Below are 20,543 nucleotides of genomic sequence, written 5' to 3' on the forward strand. Positions count from 1 at the left end.
GCTCCCGGGGAGGGACCGGCTGCCGGAGACGGGCCGGGTGGCGGGGACGGGCCGCGAGCGGGGGAGCGGCGCGCCCGGAACGTGCGCAAGGCGCTGGAGAGCCTCGGCCCCTTCTACATCAAGATCGGGCAGATCCTGGCCACCCGCCCCGACTTCGTACCGCAGAGCATGATCGGCGAGTTGGAGAAGCTGCACGACCAGGCGTCACCGGCGCCCTTCTCCGACTTCGAACCGGTGCTGGCGGACGAACTGGGCCCGGGCTGGGCGCACGGCTTCCGGGACATCGACACCGAACAGCCGCTGGGCACCGCCTCCCTGGCACAGGTCTACCGCGCCGTACGCCGCGACGGCTCGCCCGTGGCCGTGAAGATCCAGCGGCCCGGCGTCGGCGCGGTCGTGGCCGAGGACATGCGGCTGCTGCAGAAGGTCTCCCGGATCGCGGCCAGGGCGGCCCCGCGGTTCAACGACGTCGTCGACATCCGGGCGATACTGGGCGTGGTCTTCGACGCGATGCGCCCGGAACTGGACTACCTCGTCGAAGCACGCAACATGGAGCACGCGCTCGCGGCCAGTGAGGGATTCCAGCACGTCACCGTTCCGCGGGTGCTCACCGCGACACCGCGCGTCCTGGTGCAGAGCCTGGCGCCCGGCTGCTCGATCCGGCACGCCGACCCCGGTGCGTTCCCCGCCCACGAGCGGGAGGCGATCGGACGGGACCTGCTCGCTTTCATGTACCGGGGCTACTTCGTCGACCGGATCTTCCACGGCGATCCGCACGCGGGCAACATCTTCGTGCACCCGGGCGAGCCGGCCACGGTCATCGACTGGGGCATGGTCGGACGCATCGACCGGCCCATGAGCAACAGCATCCTGCTGCTCCTGCTGAACCTCGCCATGAACGACGGCGCGGGCACCGCGCGGGCCTGGATCGACATGGGAAGCTGCACCGGACGGGCTCAGGTGGCCGCCTTCGCCGGGGACATGGCGGCGCTCGTGCCGCAGGTCGCCACCGCCTCGCTGGAGGACCTCAACTTCGGGGTGACGCTGACCGCCGTGCTCCAGCACTCCACCCGGCGCGGGATCCGTACCAGCCCGATGGTGTCGATGCTGGGCAAGTCCTTCGCCAACATCGAGGGCTCGATCCGGCACCTGTGCCCGGAGCTGTCCCTCGTGGAGGTCTTCCGCGAGGAGCTGTCCGGCATCGTCACCGAGCTGATCGGGGAGAACTTCTCCGCCGAGCAGGTCATGCGCACCGCGCTGGAGGTCATCGCGGGAGGCGGTGTGGCGTCCCAGCAGATCCGCGGCATCGCCCGCGACCTGTCGAACCGCGACCTCTCCCTGCGCGTCGGCATGAACCAGCCGCAGGAGTCCCGTCCGGGCTCGCGGCCCTCGGTCGGCCCCAGGGAACTGGCCCTGACGCTCGGCGCCCTGATGCTCTGGCAGCGAAGAGCCCGGCCGTAGGCCTCGGCTCCGTACCGGCCCGGCGGCCGTTGTCGTACCGGCGGGCCTCGGCAGCCGCGCCCGGCCGGCCCCGCCCGGCGCCCGCCGGTACGGACTCCCGGTGCCGTACGGATTCCCGGCTGCCGTACGGAACCGGGGGCGCCGTAGGGATTCCCGGCACCCGTACGCAGCCCCGCCACCCGCTCGTACGCAGCCCCCGACCACCCGTCCGTACGGCAGCTTCGACGCCCGCCCGTACGCAGCCCCGACTCCCGTACCCAGCCCCGCCCCTCGTACGCGGCTCCGACTCCCGTACGCGGCCCCAGCCCCTGAGAAACCCCGCTCGGCCCAGCCCCCGCACGGAGTGACCGATGACCGTCCAACTCGGCATGCCCCCGACCCCCACCACCCCGCCGCGCCGCGCCAGTCGCCAGCTGATGGTCGGCCGGGTCCCCGTCGGCGGCGACGCGCCGGTCTCGGTGCAGTCGATGACCACCACCGTGACCGCCGACGTCAACGCCACACTCCAGCAGATCGCCGAACTCACCGCCGCGGGATGCCAGATCGTCCGGGTCGCCGTCCCCTCCCAGGACGACGCCGACGCCCTGCCCGCACTCGCCGCGAAGTCCCCCGTCCCGCTCATCGCCGACATCCACTTCCAGCCGAAGTACGTCTTCGCGGCCATCGACGCCGGGTGCGCCGCCGTCCGCGTCAACCCCGGCAACATCAAGGCCTTCGACGACAGGGTCCGGGAGATCGCCGACGCCGCTGCCGCCGCCCGGGTGCCCGTCCGGATCGGCGTCAACGCGGGCTCCCTGGACAAACGGCTGCTGGCCAAGCACGGCAGGGCCACTCCCGCCGCCCTGGTGGAGTCGGCCCTGTGGGAGTGCTCGCTGTTCGAGGAACACGGCTTCCGGGACCTGAAGATCTCCGTCAAGCACCACGACCCGATGACCATGATCACTGCCTACCGGATGCTCGCCCGGGCCTGCGACTACCCCCTGCATCTCGGGGTCACCGAGGCCGGACCCGCCTTCCAGGGCACGATCAAGTCCGCCGTCGCCTTCGGTGTCCTGCTCGCCGAGGGCATCGGCGACACCATCCGCGTGTCGTTGTCCGCGCCGCCCGTGGAGGAGGTCAGGGTCGGCGAGCAGATTCTCCAGTCGCTGGGCCTGCGCCCCCGGCATCTGGAGATCGTGTCCTGCCCGTCCTGCGGCCGCGCCCAGGTCGACGTGTACCGGCTCACCGACCAGGTCACCGCCGCGCTGGAGGGCTTCCCGCACCCGCTGCGGGTCGCCGTCATGGGCTGCGTCGTCAACGGGCCCGGCGAAGCCCGGGAGGCCGACCTCGGCGTCGCGGCGGGGAACGGCAAGGGCCAGATCTTCGTCCGCGGCGAGGTCATCAGGACCGTACCGGAGTCGAAGATCGTGGAGACCCTCGTCGAGGAAGCCGTACGGCTCGCCGGGGAGAGCACGGAGGCCGGGGCGAGCGCGGAGACCGGCGAGAGCACGGAGACCGGCGAGAGCACGGAGACCGGCGAGAGCACGGAGACCACGGAGATCCGGGACAGTACGGAGACCGCGGAGACCCGGGAAGGGGCCGCGTCGTGACCGCCGCGCCCACCTGCGAGTCCGGGCTGGACGGCGTACCGGCCGCCGTCGACGCCGTACTGGAGGACTTCCTCGGCGCGAAGGCCCGTGTCACCGGCCTGCCCTGCCTGCCCGAGGTCGCGCGCCTGCTCAAGGACTTCCTGGCGGGCGGCGGCAAACGGCTGCGGCCCCTGCTGTGCTGCTGCGGATGGCGGGCGGCGGGCGGGGAGGAACTGGCGCCGGTGCTGCCCGCCGCCGCCTCGCTGGAGCTGTTCCACACCTTCGCCCTGATCCACGACGACCTCATGGACCGCAGCGACACCCGCCGCGGGCGTCCCACCGTCCACCGTTCGCTGGCCGCCGGCCTGCGCGGCCGGGCACACCGCGTGGACGCGGAGCGGTTCGGCACCAACGGGGCGGTGCTCCTCGGCGACCTCGCCATGGTCTGGTCCGACGAACTGCTCCACACCGCCTGGCCGGAGACCGCGACCCCCGCCGCCCGCCCGGTGCTGGAGCGGATGCGCAGCGAGGTGATGTACGGCCAGTACCTCGACCTGCTGGCCGGCACCCGGTTCGGCGGCGGGCTCGACGGCCCGCTGACCGTCATCCGCTACAAGACCGCCAAGTACACGGTGGAACGCCCCCTGCAACTGGGCGCCGCCCTGGCCGGCGGCGGGCGGGCCGTCCTGGACGCGTGCAGCGCCTACGGGATCCCGCTGGGCGAGGCGTTCCAACTGCGCGACGACCTGCTCGGGGTGTTCGGGGACCCGGCGGTGACCGGCAAGCCGTGCCTGGACGACCTGCGCGAGGGCAAGTACACCGTGCTGCTGGCCCTCGCCGTCGAGCGGGCCGACCGGCGGCAGCAGCGCGTGCTGCGGGACCTCGTGGGCGACCCCGGGCTGGACGAGCGCGGGGCCGGGGCCGTCCGCGCCGTGCTCACCGCCACCGGGGCGGCCGACCGGGTCGAAGGCATGATCACCGCTCGGCGGCGGCAGGCGCTGCTCGCCCTCGAACACTCCCCGTTCCCCTCCGCCGTCCGCGGCACGCTGCGCCGGCTCGCCACCACCGCCACTGTGAGGAACGCATGACCACCGACCACCGGCCGTCCGCCCTGACCGAGAACGGCCGCCCGTCCGCCGCCGTGCCCGCGACCGACGGGCCGTCCGCCGCCGTGAGCACCGGCCACCGGCCGTCCGCCGCCGTGACCACCAACGGCCGCCCGTCCGCCGCCGTGCCCGCGACCGACGGGCCGTCCGCCGCCATGACCGCCGGCGACCCGCCGTCCGGCACCACGGCAGCCGGCGACCGGCCGCCCCTCCCCGGCCCCCCGGCCTCCCTCCGGCGGCGCGTGCTGCTCGCCGCGCCGCGCGGCTACTGCGCCGGGGTGGAGCGCGCGGTGCGCACCGTGGAACGCGCCCTGGAGATCCACGGCGCACCCGTCTACGTCCGCCGGCAGATCGTCCACAACACCCATGTCGTACGCACCCTGGAGGCGCGCGGCGCGGTCTTCGTGGAGGAGACCGACGAGGTGCCGGAGGGCGCCACCGTGATCTTCTCGGCGCACGGTGTCGCGCCGTCGGTCCACACCCGCGCGGCCGAACGCCGGCTCACCGCCGTCGACGCCACCTGCCCGCTGGTGACCAAGGTGCACCAGGAGGCCCGGCGGTTCGCCGAGGACGGTTACGACATCCTGCTCATCGGCCACGAGGGACACGAGGAGGTCGTGGGCACGATGGGCCACGCCCCCGGCGGGATCCACCTGGTGGACGGGCCGGACGACGTACGGAACGTGGAGGTCCGCGACGCGAGCCGGGTGGCCTGGCTGTCCCAGACCACGCTGTCGGTGGACGAGACCATGGAGACCGTCGCCCAACTGGAGCGGCGCTTCCCGGCGCTGACCGGACCGCCCAGCGACGACATCTGCTACGCGACACAGAACCGGCAGCTGGCGGTCAAACGGATGGCAGCGGAGGCCGGGTTGGTGATCGTGGTCGGCTCCCGGAACTCCTCCAACTCGGTGCGTCTGGTCGAGGTCGCGCTCCAGGCCGGGGCCGCCGCGGCCCACCTGGTCGACGGCCCGGAAGGGCTCGCCGAGTCCTGGCTGAGCGGCGTGACCACGGTCGGGGTGACGAGCGGCGCCTCGGTGCCGGAGGTGCTCGTCGACGGTGTGCTCGACAGGCTCGCCGAGTCCGGCTTCGAGGACGTCGGCGTGGTCCGGGTCGCGGACGAGCGGCAGCGCTTCGCCCTGCCGCGCGAACTGCGGCAGCCGTGACCGGGGCCCGCGCGGGAGCACCCGTGAACACCGCGTCCCTCGGCATGCTTCCGTTCTACTGCCCGCTCGAATCCGCGGTCCATCCCGGTCTCCGCGAGGCCGAGCGGCGTGCCGTCGACTGGATCGACCGGCTGGGGTTCTGCCCGACGGAGGCCGAGCGTCGCGCGGTGCTCGCCTCCCACAGCGCCGATTTCTACGCCCGGTTCGCGCCGGAGGCCGACCCCGAGCGGCTGTGGATCACGGCCTGCTGGGTGTACTGGGGTTTCGCGTTCGACGACGCGCGCTGCGACGAGGGCGAACTGAGCAGCGACCCGGCGCGGTTCGCGGCCATGGCCGGCCGGGTCCAGCGCGCCCTGGAGGTCCCGGGTCCGTACCCGTGCGCCGACCGGTACGCCGCCGCCGCGCACGACCTGGGGGAACTCTTCCGGGGCTGCGCCACCCCGCTCCAGGTCGGCCGCTTCGTCCGGGCCCACCGCGGCTGGCTCTCCGGGGTGCAGTGGCAGGTGGGCAACGCCGCGCGCGGCCGACTGCCCGATCTGGACGAGTACATCGTCATGCGGCTCCACTCGGCGGGGGGCGAGCCGACCTACGCGATGCTGGAGATCGCCAACGGCGCGGAGGTCCCGGCGCGCGAGATGGACACCCTCGCGGTGACCGCGCTGACCGAGATGGCCGTCTTCGTCGCCGCGATGGACAACGACCGGCATTCCTTCGCCAAGGAGAGGAACCGGGGACAGACCGACCAGAACTTCCTGAGCGTCCTGCGGCAGCGGCACGGTCTCACACCGGAACAGGCCCTGTACGAGGGGGTCGCCCTGCGGGACCGCGTGCTGTGCCGCTTCCTCGCCGTGCGCGAGCGCGTCCTCCGCCGGGGAAGCCAGGAATTGCGCCGCTACCTCACCGATCTCGGGCACGGCATCCGCGGCAACATCGAGTGGGGCTTGCGCGTTCCCCGCTATCTCGCCCGCTCCGGCGGCCCCGGTGACGGCCCCGGTGGCGGCCCCGCGGGCACCGCTTCCAGGACGACGGCCGACGACTGGGCCGAGAGGCCCCTCGACGGGAGCGCGGGGCCGCCGGTGCTCGCGCCCTCGATCGCCTGGTGGTGGGACGACAGCCTGCTGCGGCCGGACCGCCCGTGGTAGCGCACCGGCCGGGGTGGTCCGTGGCGACGCACCGGACAGGGCGGTCCGTGGTGGCGCACCCGGCGGGTCCGGCTCGTGGCGGCACCACACGGAGGCCGCTCGTGGTGGCGCGCACGCCGAGGCCGCTCGGGGTGGCGCATGCGAAGGGACTCGCTCGTGGCGGCGCATGCTGAAGGGACTCGCTCGTGGCGGCGCATGCTGAAGGGACTCGCTCGTGGCGGCGCATGCTGAAGAGGCCCGCTCGTGGCGGCGCATGCTGAAGAGGCCCGCTCGTGGCGGTGGACTCGCGGGGTTTCCTCGTGGCGGTGGGCTCTCGAGGTCAGGTCTCGCTCGTGGCGGTGCGCTCGTGGCAGCGCCCCCGGCTCGGACCGGTGTCGCGCGCCGGCCGGACCGTCCGGGGTGTCGCGCACCGCCTGACGGCCGGGGTGAGGCCCACCGGTGTGGGCCTGCCCCGGTGCCCCGAACCGGTGCCCCGCCCCGGTGCCCCGCCCCGGTGCCCCGCCCCGGTGCCCCGCCCCGGTGCCCCGCACCGGTGCGTGCGGAAGCCCCGGTTCTCTCGCCTTCGCCCGCACCGCCGTGTGATAGTCGGCGGGCACCGGAGCCTCGACGGGCGCACTCCTGACGGCGGGACCGGTGAGGATTCGTACGGGCAGGTGCGGATCGGTACGGGTACACGGTCCGTACGGGCCGAAGCGGTCCGTACGGAGCGGAGCGGACGAGGAGCGGCCTGGCGTGGGCGAACGGGCGTGGGAAGGGCGGCTGGCGGACGCGCTGACCGGGGCCGGACCGCCCGCGCTGCTGCTGGTCGAGGGAGCCGCCGGCATGGGCAAGAGCAGGCTGGCCCGGCGGCTGTCCGCGACGGCGGCGGCACGGGGCGCGCCACGGCTGGCCGTCACCTTCCGCCCGTCGGGCGCCGTCGTGGTGTCCCGCGCGAGAATCCCGGGCTCCCGGGACGGCGCGGGGTGCGGTGCCCGGCCGGCGGAGAACCGCCGGAGGGCGGGCGGCCCGGCCCCGGCGAGTGCGGAAGGCCCCGGAAGCCCAACAAGCCCAACAAGCCCCGCAAGCCCGGCGGGCCCGCCGTGCCCGCCGGCGGCCGGGGCGACGGCGGGCACGGGAACGGGCACGGGCACGGGCACAGGAACGGGCACGGCAGCCGCCGGACCGGGAGCAGCCGTGGGACCCGGGGCAGCCGCCGGACCGGAAGCAGCCGCCCGACCAGGAGGACCCACCCGACCGGGAGTGCCCACGGGGCCGGAAGCAGCAACGGGCACGCGGGCAGCCGCAGTCGCGGGAGCGACCGCCGGACCGGGAGCAGCCGCTCGACCAGGAGGACCCACCCGACCGGGAGTGCCCACGGGGCCGGAAGCAGCAACGGGCACGCGGGCAGCCGCAGTCGCGGGAGCGACCGCCGGACCCGAAGCGGTCGCGGCCACCGGATCAGTCGCCGACCCGGGAGCCACCACGCGCGTGGGAGCCACCACGCGCCCGGAAGCGGCCACGGCCCCGAAAGCCCCCACCGCCCCGGGAGCACGCAAGGACGCGGAAGCGGCCACAGCTCCCGCAGCAGCCACGGCCGCAGGAGCACCCACAACTCCCACAGCACCCACAACTCCCGCAGCGGCCACGGCCCCCGGCGCAGCCGCCGCCCGCGACCTCGAAGCGGCGCTCGCCTCGGTCCGTCCGGGACTCCTCGTCGCCGAGGACGTACAGCACGCGGACGAGCACTGCCTGACGGTGCTGCGCAACCTGTTGCGCGAACCCCCCGAGCGGTTCGCGGCCGTGCTGACGTACCGGCCGGAGGACCTGAGCGGCTCCGGGCTGCTGCTGGGGCGGGCGGTGGACTACCCGGCGCGGCTGTCGGTGACGCGCTGCGCGCTGGAACCGCTCGACGAACGCGGGGTGCGCGCCCTCGCCGACGAATTCCTGGGCGTCGAACGCTGCTCCGTGGAGCTGGTCGCCCGGCTGCTCCGGCGGTCCGCGGGCGTCCCGCAGGTGCTCGTCGACCTGCTGTGCGCGCTGCGCGACGCGGGCCCGGGCCGCGACCGCTTCACGGTCCGGGACGTGGACGCGGCAGGGGTCCCGGTCCGGCTGGCCGAGTCCGTCCTCGGTCGCACGGCGGCCCTCCCGGAACCGCACCGCCCGGTCGTCTGGGCGGCCGCGGTGCTGGGCCGGCCGTCGGACGCGCGCGACCTGTCCGCCGTCGCGGGACTGCCCGAGGAGGCCGCGCGGGAGGCGCTCGTCGCGGCGCTGGCGGCGTCGGCGCTCCAGGAGACGGACGAGGGCCGGTACGGCTTCGCGGTGCCGCTGGCCGCATCGGCCGTCCACCGGCACCTGCCCGGCCCGGTCCGGGAACAGCTGCACCGGCGGGCCGCCGCCGTGCTCACCGCCCGCGAACCGGTGCCCTGGGCCCGGGTCGCCCGCCACTGGCGGGGCTGCGGCCGCACCGAGGAGTGGCTGCGCGCCACGGAGCGGGTCGCCGACGGCGAGGGCGGGGGCACCGTGACCGACGACGAGACCGCCGTCGCCCTGCTGGAACAGGCGCTGGACGAGGGCGGCGGCCCCCCGCGGCGGCGCGCGCGGCTGGCGCTGGCGCTCGCCCGGGGCGCGACGCTCGGGCTGCGTACGGAGGAGACGGTCCGCGCGCTGCGCCGGATCGTCGCCGACACGTCGCTTCCGCTCCCGGACCGGGGCGAGATACGCCTCGAACTCGGGCTGCTGCTGCACAACCAGAAGCGGCGTTTCACCGAGGGCCGGGACCAGGTGGGCTGTGCCGTCGGCGAGCTGTCCGAACGGCCGGTGCAGGCGACCCAGGCGATGGCGGCGCTGGCCAACCCGTTCTTCCCCGGAGCCTCCCTCGCCGAGAACCGGCACTGGCTGCGGCGGGCGGAGCGGACGGCCGCCGCGGCGGGGGACGACACGGCCCGCACCGCGGCCGCCGCGATCCGGGCCACCCTGCTCGTCGCCACCGGCGATCCGGAAGGCTGGGAGCTGGTGGAGCGGCTGCCGCGCGACAGCCCCGGTCCGGCGGGCCGGCAGCAGGTGGCGCGCGCCCTGTGCAACACCGCGAGCGCGGCGGTCCATCTCGGCCACCACCGGCGGGGCGCCGAACTGCTCGGTGAGGGACTGGAACTGGCGGCCCGCAGCGACGCCCCGTTCCTCGAACGGGTCGGACGGGGCACGGCCCTCTTCCGCGACTGGCTGACGGGTTCCTGGGCCGGGCTGGCGGAACGGTGCACGGCGGTCCTCGCGGAGGACGGCACCGCGAACGAGGCCCGGGTCGTGCTCGCCCTGCTCGCGCTGGCCCGGGGCGAGTGGCACACGGCCGGGGACCGGCTCCCGCCGGGCGGCCCGCCCTCCTTCGACGGCTGTGAGGTCCCCGTGGCGACGACGGCGGCCGGAGTCCACATCCGGTTGCTGCTGGCCCGGGAGGACACCGGGGCCGCCGCCTCGGCCGCCGCGTCGGCGTGGACGTGGCTCGGCGGGAAAGGGGTGTGGGCCTGGGGCGCCGAACCGGCGCCCTGGGCGGTCGAGGCGCTCGTCCGCGCGGGACGCCGTACGGAGGCGGGGCGGCTCGTGGCCGAGTTCGCCGACGGCCTCGACGGGTGCGACGCCCCCGCGGCGCGGGCGGCGCTGCTGCACTGCCGTGCCGTGCTCGCGGAGGCCGACGGCGAACCGGCGCGGGCGCTGGGGCACTTCAGGGCGGCCGGTGCGGCCTACGGCCTGCTGGCCTACCCCTATGCGCGGGCGCTGACGTCCGAGGGCGCCGGCCGCTGTGCCTTCGCGGCCGGCGCCCCGGTGGAGGAGGCCGTCGCGGAACTCACCGGCTGCGTCGAGCGGCTGAGCCGGCTGGGCGCGTCCTGGGACGCCGCCCGTGCCCGGGCGACCCTGCGGGCCCACCATCCCGGTGCCGGGCGGCGCCCGCGCGGGCGTCCGGCGTACGCGGAGCGGCTGTCGCCGCGCGAGGCCGAGGTCGCGGAGCTGGCGGGCCGCGGACTGACCAACCGGGAGATCGCGAGCACTCTGCATCTGTCACCGCGCACGGTGGAGCACCACGTCTCGCGGGCGATGCGCAAGCTGGGCGTGGGGCTGCGGCAGGAGTTGGCGGGACGGGTGCCGCGGGACGACCCGGGCGGCGCGGGGCCGGTACCGCCCGGGTGACCCATGCCGTACGGGCCTGGTACCGCCGGGGTGAATCCACGCCGTACGAGGCCGGTACCGCCGGGGTGAATTCACGCCGTACCGTACGGGCCCGCACCGGCCGGGACGACTCATGCCGTACGGGGCCGGTGCCGCAGGGGTGAATCCACGCCGTACGGGACCCGCACCGCCCGGATGCATCGGCGCCGTACGGGCCCGCACCGCCCGGATGGCCCACGCCTCACGAGGCCGCACCTCCCGGCTGCCCGCACGCCGTACGGGCCCGTGGCACGGCACCTCCGGTCCTGCCGCGTCCGCCGTCAGCAGATCGTCGGGCGCATGACCTCGTAGGCGCTGGCCCAGTTCATGCAGCCCGCGGCGGAGTGCGGGTGCCACTCGTGCCCGAACTCGTGCGCGGCGAGCAGGGCGAAGTCGCCCACCCGGGTGGACAGCATGATCATGCGGCCCGGGCCGTAGTTGCACCCCACGGCGTTCACCGTGCCGAAGCAGTCCGCGATGTAGCCGTTGGTGCACTCCACCGGCTTGCCGCTGCCGGGCGTCTCGGTGGCGCCCTGCCAGTAGTTGGCGCCCTGCCGGATCAGATGCTCGACCCCGCCGCAGGACGGCATGATCTGGTAGCCCCAGGCCGCCGTCCGCACGCCCTCGGCGGCCCCGGAGGTGCCGTCGGCGAGCTGTGCGGCACCGGTCGTGCCGGTGCCGCCGGCCGAGCCGCCGGCAGCCCGCGCGGCCGACGGGCGCGGGGCGTCGGAGCTTTCGGCCGCGCCGGCCGTGAGCGGCGTGGCGGCGGTCAGGGCGAGCGCCAGGGCGGCGGCTCCGGTGAATGTCCGTATGGATGTGCGCATGACAAATCTCCTGGGTGGGGGGAGCGGCGGGAGGCGTGCCGGCGGGTACCGGCCGTGCCGCACGGCGCCGCGGAAGAGGACGGGCCCGGGACGCGAGCCCGTACGCCGAAAGCTACGCGCGGCCTCTGTCCGTGCCTATACGGACCCGGGCAGCCACGGATACCCAAACAAAGGCACCGGTCCCTGCCGGGGCAGGCGCCCCCGCACCGGCGGGGCTATTGGTGCCGGTCGGGCGCCCGGAAACCGGAGGTGGGCACGGCGGGAGGGCTCGGGCCACGGTGCTGGCCGGCGTGGCCGGGCCACCGCTCCCGCCGCGGGCGCTGTCACACGGGGCGCATGTGTGCCCTTGTGCGCCCCCTGTTCATCCGACACTCTTTCGACCGGCGGAGCGCCGCTGGACCGGCGGCAGGCCGCCGTGCCCCCTGCCGGCCTGTCACGCCGGCCCCGGGCACCCCCACTTGCGCACCACTTCGGAGAAGGAACTCTCGACATGGCAGCGTTACCCAACACCCGGCACACCCGATGGAGAGCGGCCGCCGTCGCCGCCTGCGGTACGGCACTGGCTCTCGGAGCCCTTGTCGCACTGCCCGCCACCGCGGACGCGACGGCCGAGGGCCGGATACTCAACGCCGGGGCACCCGGGGCGATCGACGGCAGCTACATCGTCGTGCTGGACGAGGACGCGCCCGCCGCGGACTCGCGGCAGGGACGGGCACTGGCCGAACGGCACGGCGGCGAGATCGCCACCACCTACCGGGCCGCGCTCAACGGCTACGCCGTCGAACTCACCGAGCGGGAGGCGAGGAAGCTCGCCGCCGACCCCGCCGTGGCGTCCGTGGAGCCGAACACGGTCGTCAGGGCGCTCGACACCGACCAGGCCGACCCGCCGTCCTGGGGCCTGGACCGGATCGACCAGCAGGCGCTGCCCCTCGACGGCAGCTACACCCACCCCGAGTCCGCGGGCAAGGGCGTGACCGCGTACATCATCGACACCGGGATCCGGATCAGCCACGCGGACTTCGAGGGCCGGGCCTCGTACGGCTACGACGCCGTGGAGGGCGACACCACCGCCGACGACGGCGTGGGCCACGGCACCCATGTCGCCGCCACCGTCGCCGGCGCGGAGTACGGGGTCGCCAAGCAGGCGAACGTCGTCGCCGTCCGGGTGCTCGACGAGAACGGTTCCGGCACCGCTGCCGGTGTCATCGCCGGGGTCGACTGGGTCACCGAGAACGCCGTGAAGCCCGCGGTCGCCAACATGAGCCTGGGCGGCGGCGCCAGCGACGCCCTCGACGACGCGGTGCGCAAGTCCATCGCCTCGGGCGTCGGTTACGCGGTCGCGGCGGGCAACTCCGGCATCGACGCCTCGAACTCCTCCCCGGCCCGGGTCGGCGAGGCCGTCACGGTCGGCGCGACGACCCGCGCCGACGTCCGCGCGAGCTATTCGAACTTCGGTCCGGCGCTGGACCTCTTCGCGCCGGGCTCCTCAATCACCTCCGCCGTGAACGGCAGCGACACCGCCAGCGACACGGCCTCGGGCACCTCGATGGCGTCCCCGCACGTCGCCGGTGCCATGGCGCTGCATCTGGCCGACCACCCCACGGACACCCCGGCCCAGGTCGCCGACGCGCTGCTGGGCTCGGCCGTCACCGGTGCGGTCAAGGGCAACACGAACGGGGACGGCTCACCGGACCGGCTGCTGCACGTCGGCTCCGGCACGGGCGGCGAGGACGGCGGCGGTGAGGACTCCGGCGGCGAGGAGGAACCGCTCGGCCCCCGCTTCGAGAACAGCGACGACTACACGATCGCGGACCGCGGCAGCGGCGAGTCGCGGATCACCGTCAGCGGCGTCACCGGCCGGGCGCCCGCCGACCTCTCCGTCGAGGTCGACATCGAACACAGCTGGACCGGTGACCTCGCCATCGAACTCGTCGGACCGGGCGGCACGGTCCATCCGCTGAAGGCGAGCGGACCGGGCACCGGGGCCGGGAACCTGAAGGCCGCCTACACGGTCGACGCGTCCGCCGAGCCCGCAGACGGAGTCTGGACGCTGCGCGTGCACGACGAGTACGAGCAGGACACCGGCTTCATCAACTCCTGGGCGCTGCAGTTCTGACCGGCGCCGCGGCAGCAGGCATGGTCCGGGGGTGCGCCGGGGCATGAGCCGCGCCCGGGCGGGCCCGCGCTGTGGGCGGGCCCGCCCGGGCGCTTCCGTGAAAGCGGCGCCGCGGGCGGTGAGCCGGCGGACGGGCAACTGGCCGGTGAGCCGTCGGACGGGCAGATGGCGGGGAATCAGTGGACGGGCAGATGACGAACAGTCAGCGGACGGGCAGGTGGTACGAGAACGTGAAGCGGTCGGCCGGGACCACCACGTCCGCCGTCTCCACGGGCCGCCCCGAGGCGTAGAAGGTGCGCGACACGGCCAGCACCGCCCGCCCGGGCACCCCGCCCAGCGCCAGGGTCTCCTCGGCCAGCCCGGGCCGCGCCCCGACCTCTTCCTGGACGTTGTCCACGATCACGTCGATGGCGGCCATCCGCTCGACCACCCCGCAGCCGGCCAGCGGCCCCTCCTCGGGCAGCATCACCGGCGTGCGCCCCGTGAGCGCGAGGGGCTCCCAGGAGGTGGTGAGCATCATCGGCTCGCCCTCCGTGCGGTACAGATAGCGGGTGCGCATCACGCGGTCACCCGGTTCGATCCCGAGCCGGGCGGCGGTCTCGGCCGTCGCGTCCTCCTGCTCGCTGTGCGACTCCCAGGTCCCCTTGACCCGCTCGTCGGCCTGCTCCTGGCGGAACGGGGTGCGGTCGTCGGCCGAGCGATAGCCGGACCGGACGATGCCCCGGAGGGTGCCGCGCTCGCGGACATACGTCCCCGAGCCGGACCTGCCCTCGACGAGGCCCTCCGCCATCAGCACCTTGCGGGCCTCGAGGGCGACGGTGTCGGAGACGCCGTACTGCTCGCGGATCCGGGCCTGGGAGGGGAGCCTCGTGTGCGGCGGCAGGGCGCCGTCGACGATCTTCTGACGCAGGTCGCCGGCGACGCGGAGATACGCAGGCTGCTCACCGAAAGGCACGTGCCCCTCCCAACGGGTTGACATTCTGCAACAGCGTGGCAACCCAGAGTTGGCCCCGCAAGTCCAGGCCAAAGTTTCACCTGATGTGATGTTCTTGGCCCCCGCCAGGCATAAAGAGAAGCGGGAGGGGAACACGATGAGTTTTCCCCGCCGTCCTCTGCCGCCCCGCGCGTCGCTCGCTGTGACGGCCCGCGCGCTGCCGGGCGGGTGGCTTGATGCGTGCCTCATCGTAAAAATCCGTATCCGCTCCGTAAGGGTCGGGCGTACGCTCGGGCATATGCGGATTGCGGTTTCCTCAGAGGTCGGGACCCCGGGCACCGGCGTACGCCCCCGGACGGGAGAGGTGGGGCGATGAGCGACAGCGGCGCCGGGCTTCCCTGGCTCGTCATACGCGAGGACGGCAACGGAAACCGCTACCGCGTGGGGAGCTACGGCACCCGCGCCGAGGCGGAGAAGGCCGCCGCGCGGCTCGGCGGCGAGCGGCACGGCGGCGGGGCCGGCGAGCAGCTGTACGTGGTCGAGCGCGTGGGCCGCCGCGGCTGAAGACCTCCCGTACGCCCCCGAGCCGGAAGCCCGGCGCCCACCGCCCGGCGAACCGCGCCCACCGCCCGGCGCGGACCCGGCCCGGCCCGCCTCGGCCCGACTCTGCGCGGACCCGGTCCTGACCCGGGTCTGACCCGGCGCGGCGCTCCCGTCCGCCGCCGCGGCCCGACAGCCCGCCCGCCGCCCGCGGCCGACGGCCCCGCTTCGCTCAGCCTGCCCCGCCGTGTTCCGCCTGTGCGCCGCGACTGCCCGCCCCGCCCGCCTGTTCTTCCGCGCCTGGCGCTCTGCCCGCCGGATCCCGTCACGGCCCGCCTGTCCGCCGCCCTCCGCGGCCCGGCCCGGCATCCCGCCGCACCCCGGCCGCCGCTCACCGCGCGGGCGGAGTGCCCCGTCTGACGGGTCACCGGCGCCCGGCAGGGGCACCGACCCGGCAGTCCGCTGCGCCGTTCGGGGCACTGTCACCCCCGTGATGCGATAACCGGACCATGCCATCGGGTATGGGGTCAACACAGGACAATCCATCCGATAAGCAAATGGCAGCTGTCCGTGCCGGGTGGATGACCCGCCCCTCGGTCTGGAAGTGGTCGGTGTGAGCGACATCGCAGGGACCTCCGGTCCGGCTACGCCTGTCTCCCTCCGCCGTGAACCACCACCGGAGGAGGAACGGGCCGCCGAATGGAGCTTCCCGGCCGAGCCGGACGCCGTACGCAACGCCCGGGCCCTCACCCGCGCCACCCTGGACGCCTGGCAGCTGAACGCCGTGGCGGACGTGACCGTACTGCTGGTCAGTGAGCTGGTCACCAACTCCCTGCGTTACGCGAGCGGCCCGATCGGAGTCCGTATGGAGCGCACCCGGAACCACACCCTGGTCGTCGAGGTGTCCGACCCGCTGCCCGACCCTCCGCTCACCCGCACCGCCGCCCCCGACGACGAGGGCGGCCGCGGACTGCACTTGGTGGCCTGCGCCTCCCGCCGCTGGGGTACCCGTCGGGGAAGGACGGGGAAAACAGTGTGGTTCGAGCTGGGCCTCTCCGGTTAGGAGACAGGAGGCAGTGCTGATCACGCCCGATTCAACAGTTGAAACCGTGCTGTGATCGTGAAGGCCGTGTTCCGGATGGCTGTGGTGCTGGATACTCGGCGCAGGCCGGTCCGGGCAAGGTGAGCTGGAGGGGACGGGCGCGTGAGCGAAATACCAGCGGGGCCGGAGCCGGCCTCCGAGACAACCGGCATGCCGATGTGGCAGGCCAACCCGCCCGGATCGATCTACGACTACATCCAGGTCGCGTCGTTCTCGCTGGGTCCCGACGGACGCATCGACCAGTGGAGCCGGCGGGCCGCCGAGCAGCTGGGCATCCCGGCCTGCGACGCGGTCGGCAAGGACCCGGTCACCGCCTTCGTCCCCTCGCACCTGCGCGCCGTCGGACACCGGACGGTCGAGGACATCATGGACGGCCGGGAGTGGGTCGGCCTCGTACCGTTCCGCACCGGCTCCGCGGCCGGCGACGCCGAATCGCACGGCGTCGCCGAGCTCTACGTCATGCCGAGCGACACCGGGGACGGGAAGCGGGGCGCGCTCTGCATCGTCGTCAACGTCCGCGCCCTGCGACGCATCGAGACCGACCTCGCCGTCTCACAGGCGGTTTTCGGTCAATCTCCGAACGGCTTCATGCTCTTCGGACCCGATCTCAGGCTGCTGCGGGTCAACGAACGCTTTGCCACCGTCTTCGGCGGCACCCCCGACTCCCACCGCGGCCGCGTCCCCGCCGACTATCTGCCGCGCGGGGAGGCCGAGCGGATCGACGCCGCGCTCCGCCAGGTGCTGGAGACGGGCAACGCCCTGACCGACCTCCAGCTCGTCGGCCACCCCTCCGGCGACCAGGAGTTGCACCGCTGGAACGTCAACCTCTTCCGGCTGCACAGCGCGTCGGGACGCCCCATCGGCGTCGCCGGGCTCGGCACCGACATCACCCGCCGGCGCAACGCCGAACGGGAGGCCGCCAGCGCCCGGCGGAACCTCGCGCTGCTCAACGCCGCCGGTGCCCGGATCGGCAACTCCCTCGACCTGGAGACCACCGCCCGCGAGCTGCTCGACGTCGCCGTGCCGCAGTTCTGCGACCTGGCCGCCGTCGACCTCTTCCAGGGCCTGCTGCGCGGCGACGAGGCCCCGCTCACCCCCGGCATCGGCCGCGAACCGGCGCCCGGGCTCGCCGACGGCAGCGCCGAGCTGCGCCGGGTCGCGTTCGCCAGCGCCGTGTCGGACGCCCCCCTCGGCCTCTCCGGGCGCACCCCCGGGCTGGGCGGCGAGCACACGGCCGGCGGCACGGAGGCCGCGGGCGCGGCGGAGGCGGCCGGGGCGGGCCCGGGCCCCGTGCAGGTCGGCGCGGTCCACCGCTATCCCTTCGACTCGCCCTGCGCCGACGCCCTGCGCACCGGCCGCCCGCGCGTCGTACCGGGCCGGGACAGCGACGACCGGCCCGAGCTGGGCGCCGTCGTGCAGTCCACCCTGGCCGTGCCGATGATCGCGCACGACACGGTGGTGGGGATGGCGCAGTTCTCCCGGACGAAGGGCAGCGAGCCGTTCGGCGAGCGGGACACCGCGCTGGCCGTCGAACTCGCCTCGCGCGCCGCGGTCTGCATCGACAACGCCCGCCTCTACCGCCGGGAGCACGAACGGGCGCTGATCCTCCAGCGCAGCCTGCTGCCGCCCGGCGACCCCGAGGCCGCGGGCCTCGACATCGCCTGCCGCTATCTGCCGGGGACCACGGCCACCGAGGTCGGCGGCGACTGGTTCGACGTCATCGAACTCCCCGGGCACCGTACGGCGCTGGTCGTCGGCGACGTCATGGGGCGCGGGCTGCGGGCAGCTGTGGCGATGGGCGAACTCCGCACGGCCGTGCGCACCCTGGCGATGCTCGACCTGGAGCCGGCGGAGGTCCTCTCGCACCTCGACGAGATCGCCCGCGGGCTGGCGGCCCCCGCCGGCTCGCACGGCGTGGCCCCGGCCGGGGCCCGCGGCGCACGCTCCACTCGGGGCGCCGCCGACGACCTGTCCGAGGTCTACCTCGCCACCTGCGTCTACGCCGTCTACGACCCGGTGACCCGGCGCTGCACCATCGCCAACGCCGGGCACCTGCCGCCCGTCCTCGTCGAGCGCGGCGAGCCCGCACTGATGATGGAGGTGCCGACCGGGCTGCCGCTGGGCGTGGGCGGCGAACCGTTCGAGGAGATCGAGGTCGAGCTGCCGGACGGGGCGCTGCTGGCGCTCTACACCGACGGCCTCGTGGAGTCCCGGGACCACCCGCTGGACGAGGGCCTCGCGGCGTTCCGGGCCGCCCTGACCGACCAGAGCCGCCCCCTGGAGGACGTCGCGGACCATGTCCTGGGGACCCTCGACACCCATCACGGCGAGGACGACACGGCGCTGCTGATGGCCCGGGTGCAGGGGCTCCCGGCCGAGGCCGTCGGCGACTGGACGCTGCCCCGGGACCCGCAGTCGGTCTCCCGCGCCCGTGAGCTGGCCCGCGACCAGCTGGTGGGCTGGGGCCTGGAAGCCCTGGTCGACACCACGGAGCTGCTGGTCAGCGAGCTGGTCACGAACGCCCTGCGGTACGGCGAGGGCGACATCCGGCTGCGGCTGCTGAGGGACCGCACGCTGGTCTGCGAGGTGTGGGACGGCGGACTGGTGCAGCCGCGCCGCCGGCGCGCGCGGGTCACCGACGAGGGCGGCCGCGGGCTCCAGTTGGTGGGCCTGCTCAGCAACAGCTGGGGCAGCAGGCGGACCCCGCGCGGCAAGACGGTCTGGTTCGAGCTGGCGCTGCCGGGCGACGAGAACCCGGCGGCGGATCCGGTGGAGGCGCTGCTCAGCCTGTACTGACCGGGCGGTTCCGGCCCGCACGGAACGACCCGGAACGGCCCGGCCCGTGGCACCCGTACGGTAGGGGCCCGCTCGTGGCACCCGTACGGAAGCGGCCGGCCCGTGGCGCCGGTACGGCACGGGTCCGCCTGTGGCGCCCGTACGGAAGCGGTCGGCCGGGGCAACGGCGGGCGGGGGACGGGGCGGGGCCCGTGCCCCCGCCCGGCCGGAGTCCGTCTCACATCCCGGAAAAGGGATTCAGACGGTGAATGCGGCCTCCCCGCCCGCCGGCGCCGAAGGGCGGGCCCCGGCCGGCTCCGGCGCCGGGCAGCCGCAGCTCGCCCGGCGGACCTGACGCACCGGCAGCACCAGCGACACCGGCTCCCGGTCCCGCTCCGCCAGCCGCCGCACCAGCAGCTCCGCGGCCTGCTCGCCGAGGCGCCGCATCGGCTGCCGTACGGTCGTCAGCGCCGGCCGTGCGAGCCGGCCCGGCGGGATGCCGTCGAAGCCCGTCACGGCGAGGTCGGCGGGCACCCGCACCCCGCGGAGCCCCAGTGTGCGCAGCGCCCCGACGGCCATCTGGTCGTTCGCGAACAGCACGGCGGTCGGGCGCTTCCCGGTCCCCTCCAGCAGTGCCCGGGCGGTCTCCGGCCGCCCGCCCGGGTCATCGCGCCGCACAGCGCCGGGGCCCCCGGAACCGGCAGTCCCGCGTCCCGCAGCGCGTCCTGGAAGCCGCGGAAGCGGGCCCGCGCGTCGGGGGGCCCGTCTCGTCACCGACGAAGGCGAGCCGCCGGTGCCCGTGGTCCGCGATCAGATGGCGGGCCGGCTCCCGTGCGCCGGTCCGGTTGTCGGCCCCGATGTGGTCGAGGTGGTCCGCCCCGCGCGGCCCGGCGAGCAGCACGGCCGGCAGCCGGCCCGAGACCGGCTTCAGGTCCTCGGCCGGCACCGCGTCCGCGAGCACCGCGAAGCCGTCGACCCGCCCGGCGACCTCGGCGACCGGGCTGCCGGGCCCGCCGGGGAGCGAGGCGGTGATCAGCAGGGCGTAGCCGTGCCGCCGCGCCGCCCGCTCCATGCCGCGGATGATCTCGTCGCAGTAGAGCAACAGCCCGTCTTCGTCGGCGTCTTCGTCGGCGTCGGCGTCGGGGTGGGCGTCGGCATCCGGGTCGTCGGGGCCGCCGGAGCCGTCGAGGCCGCCGGATCCGTCCGGGCCGCCGGAGCCGCCGGAGCCGTCGGGCCCCTCGGCGGTCCCGCTGTCCCCGCCGCCCCGGCCGCCCGGCCCGGCGTGCTCCTCGGCCTCCGCCCCGGCGTGGTCGGGAAAGCACAGGCCGAGCACGCCGGTGCTGCGGCTGGCGAGCCCGCGGGCGTTGCCGCTCGGTACGCAGCCCAGCTCGCGGGCGGCGTCCAGCACCCGGTCGCGGGCCCCGGCCCGGACGGACTCCGGGTTGCGGTGGACGCGCGACACCGTCGCGATGGAGACGCCCGCCCGCTCGGCGACGTCGTACACCGTGGGGCCACTCACCCGACCGACCGTCCGCCCGTGTCCCGGCTCCGCACCGCTCGGCGAAGCGCCGGCAAGCGCATTCACCGTACGGGCCGCGCCGGCCGCCGGGAAACCGGAACGCCGGGCCCGGCG

The 20,543-nt window shown here is 75.2% G+C and carries 12 protein-coding genes and 1 pseudogene; 10 read left to right on the plus strand and 3 right to left on the minus strand.

Features of this window, described 5'->3' with window-relative positions:
- Positions 1-81: 81 nt before the first annotated feature.
- From GCU69_RS32260 to GCU69_RS34485, 6 genes are all read left to right on the plus strand, one after another.
- Complete coding sequence (locus GCU69_RS32260) at positions 82-1,461, plus strand: ABC1 kinase family protein (protein ID WP_235978848.1); 1,380 nt, start codon at positions 82-84, stop codon at positions 1,459-1,461.
- A 350-nt stretch (positions 1,462-1,811) separates the two neighbouring features.
- A complete protein-coding gene (gene ispG, locus GCU69_RS32265; protein ID WP_156207982.1) occupies positions 1,812-3,050 on the plus strand; it encodes a flavodoxin-dependent (E)-4-hydroxy-3-methylbut-2-enyl-diphosphate synthase in 1,239 nt (412 codons plus the stop codon).
- Positions 3,047-4,117: a polyprenyl synthetase family protein gene (locus GCU69_RS32270; protein ID WP_156207983.1), complete on the plus strand. Its 1,071-nt coding sequence runs from the start codon at positions 3,047-3,049 to the stop codon at positions 4,115-4,117. The genes ispG and GCU69_RS32270 overlap by 4 nt, the downstream gene beginning before the upstream one ends.
- 173 nt (positions 4,118-4,290) lie before the next feature.
- Positions 4,291-5,301 (plus strand): 4-hydroxy-3-methylbut-2-enyl diphosphate reductase, encoded by a 1,011-nt coding sequence (locus tag GCU69_RS32275; protein WP_156207992.1) that lies wholly within the window; start codon positions 4,291-4,293, stop codon positions 5,299-5,301.
- A gap of 23 nt (positions 5,302-5,324) precedes the next feature.
- Complete coding sequence (locus tag GCU69_RS32280; RefSeq protein ID WP_156207984.1) at positions 5,325-6,443, plus strand: terpene synthase family protein; 1,119 nt, start codon at positions 5,325-5,327, stop codon at positions 6,441-6,443.
- A gap of 1,467 nt (positions 6,444-7,910) precedes the next feature.
- Positions 7,911-10,601, plus strand: coding sequence for a LuxR C-terminal-related transcriptional regulator (locus GCU69_RS34485; RefSeq protein WP_156207985.1), 2,691 nt, complete (start codon positions 7,911-7,913; stop codon positions 10,599-10,601).
- Positions 10,602-10,900: 299 nt separating this feature from the next.
- Here the strand turns inward: GCU69_RS34485 and GCU69_RS32290 are convergent, their stop codons facing one another.
- On the minus strand, positions 10,901-11,443 hold the full coding sequence (locus tag GCU69_RS32290; protein WP_098753791.1) for a hypothetical protein: 543 nt from the start codon (positions 11,441-11,443) through the stop codon (positions 10,901-10,903).
- A 490-nt stretch (positions 11,444-11,933) separates the two neighbouring features.
- Between GCU69_RS32290 and GCU69_RS32295 the strand changes: the two genes are divergently transcribed.
- Entirely contained in the window at positions 11,934-13,559 is a 1,626-nt protein-coding gene (locus GCU69_RS32295) for a S8 family peptidase (protein WP_156207986.1), read from the plus strand.
- Between the two features lie 202 nt (positions 13,560-13,761).
- Here the strand turns inward: GCU69_RS32295 and GCU69_RS32300 are convergent, their stop codons facing one another.
- A complete protein-coding gene (locus tag GCU69_RS32300) occupies positions 13,762-14,514 on the minus strand; it encodes a GntR family transcriptional regulator (protein WP_098753789.1) in 753 nt (250 codons plus the stop codon).
- Between the two features lie 351 nt (positions 14,515-14,865).
- On the opposite strand from GCU69_RS32300, the gene GCU69_RS32305 reads away from it, so the two are divergent.
- The 3 genes from GCU69_RS32305 (at position 14,866) to GCU69_RS32315 (ending at position 18,931) form a co-directional block, all read left to right on the plus strand.
- Complete coding sequence (locus GCU69_RS32305; protein ID WP_098753788.1) at positions 14,866-15,057, plus strand: SPOR domain-containing protein; 192 nt, start codon at positions 14,866-14,868, stop codon at positions 15,055-15,057.
- Positions 15,058-15,637: 580 nt separating this feature from the next.
- The gene (locus GCU69_RS32310; RefSeq protein WP_098753787.1) at positions 15,638-16,096 is read left to right on the plus strand and encodes an ATP-binding protein; all 459 of its coding nucleotides are present in this window, start codon (positions 15,638-15,640) and stop codon (positions 16,094-16,096) included.
- Positions 16,097-16,291: 195 nt separating this feature from the next.
- Positions 16,292-18,931, plus strand: coding sequence for a SpoIIE family protein phosphatase (locus GCU69_RS32315; protein WP_156207993.1), 2,640 nt, complete (start codon positions 16,292-16,294; stop codon positions 18,929-18,931).
- 237 nt (positions 18,932-19,168) lie between these two features.
- Here GCU69_RS32315 and GCU69_RS34285 read toward each other — a convergent pair.
- Positions 19,169-20,414: pseudogene (locus GCU69_RS34285) on the minus strand (LacI family DNA-binding transcriptional regulator).
- Positions 20,415-20,543: the final 129 nt, after the last annotated feature.

It is taken from the genome of Streptomyces lycii, from assembly GCF_009735685.1.
Classification (GTDB): domain Bacteria; phylum Actinomycetota; class Actinomycetes; order Streptomycetales; family Streptomycetaceae; genus Streptomyces; species Streptomyces lycii.

Excerpts from the sequence above, each read along its gene's own strand:
- GCU69_RS32315 (WP_156207993.1), top strand. The coding sequence starts at position 16,292 with ATGTGGCAGGCCAACCCGCCCGGATCGATCTACGACTACATCCAGGTC.
- GCU69_RS32275 (WP_156207992.1), top strand. The coding sequence starts at position 4,291 with ATGACCGCCGGCGACCCGCCGTCCGGCACCACGGCAGCCGGCGACCGG.
- ispG (WP_156207982.1), top strand. The coding sequence starts at position 1,812 with ATGACCGTCCAACTCGGCATGCCCCCGACCCCCACCACCCCGCCGCGC.
- GCU69_RS32305 (WP_098753788.1), top strand. The coding sequence starts at position 14,866 with ATGAGCGACAGCGGCGCCGGGCTTCCCTGGCTCGTCATACGCGAGGAC.
- GCU69_RS32295 (WP_156207986.1), top strand. The coding sequence starts at position 11,934 with ATGGCAGCGTTACCCAACACCCGGCACACCCGATGGAGAGCGGCCGCC.
- GCU69_RS32290 (WP_098753791.1), bottom strand. The coding sequence starts at position 11,443 with ATGCGCACATCCATACGGACATTCACCGGAGCCGCCGCCCTGGCGCTC.